Below are 1,259 nucleotides of genomic sequence, written 5' to 3' on the forward strand. Positions count from 1 at the left end.
ATGGCAAAGGAAAAGTTTGAGCGTACAAAACCGCACGTCAACATCGGCACGATTGGCCACGTTGACCACGGCAAGACCACGCTGACCGCAGCAATCACCAAGTATTTCGGTGACTTCAAAGCGTATGACCAGATTGACGGTGCGCCGGAAGAAAAAGCGCGCGGCATCACCATCTCGACCGCCCACGTGGAATACGAGACCGACAACCGCCACTATGCACACGTCGACTGCCCCGGCCACGCCGACTACGTCAAGAACATGATCACCGGTGCTGCCCAGATGGACGGTGCGATCCTGGTTGTGAACGCCGCTGACGGCCCGATGCCGCAGACGCGTGAGCACATCCTGCTGGGCCGCCAGGTTGGCATCCCGAAGATGGTCGTGTTCATGAACAAAGTGGACCAGGTTGACGACGAAGAGCTGCTGGAGCTGGTGGAAATGGAAATCCGCGAGCTGCTGTCTTCGTATGAATACCCCGGCGACGATATTCCGATCATCGCAGGGTCGGCTCTGGCCGCGATGGAAGGCAACAACCCGGAAATCGGTGAAGAGAAGATCAAGGAACTGATGGCGGCTGTTGATGAGTATATCGACACCCCTGAGCGTGCTGTTGACCAGCCGTTCCTGATGCCGATCGAAGACGTGTTCTCGATCTCGGGCCGTGGTACCGTTGTGACCGGCCGTGTTGAGCGTGGCGTGATCAATGTTGGCGACGAGATCGAAATCGTCGGCATCCGCGACACCAGCAAAACCACCTGCACCGGCGTTGAAATGTTCCGCAAGCTGCTGGACCGCGGTGAAGCAGGCGACAACATCGGCGCCCTGCTGCGTGGTGTGGATCGTGACGGCGTTGAGCGTGGCCAGGTTCTGTGTAAGCCGGGTTCGGTTACACCGCACACCAAGTTCGAAGCCGAAGCCTATATCCTGACCAAGGAAGAAGGCGGTCGTCACACCCCGTTCTTCGCGAACTACCGTCCGCAGTTCTACTTCCGTACAACTGACGTGACCGGCACCGTGACCCTGGCGGAAGGCACCGAGATGGTCATGCCTGGCGACAACGTGTCGTTCGGCGTTGAGCTGATCGCACCGATCGCGATGGAGCAGGGCCTGCGCTTCGCGATCCGCGAAGGCGGCCGCACCGTCGGCGCCGGCGTTGTGTCGAAAATCACTGATTAAGTCGGCTCTGCCGACTGGTGGGCGGCAGTTGCTCTGAAAGAGCAATGAGAGCCCACTCGGTTGAACAAAAGAAGGCCGTCCCA

General features: G+C 59.2%; 1 protein-coding gene. It reads left to right on the forward strand.

Annotation, left to right across the window (positions count from 1 at the left end):
- Positions 1-1,176 (forward strand): elongation factor Tu (tuf, locus tag ACR0DH_RS20235; RefSeq protein WP_480551882.1); only part of this gene is annotated, 1,176 nt, incomplete at its 5' end.
- Positions 1,177-1,259 lie beyond the last annotated feature (83 nt).

Source organism: Ruegeria sp. I1 (genome assembly GCF_056532675.1).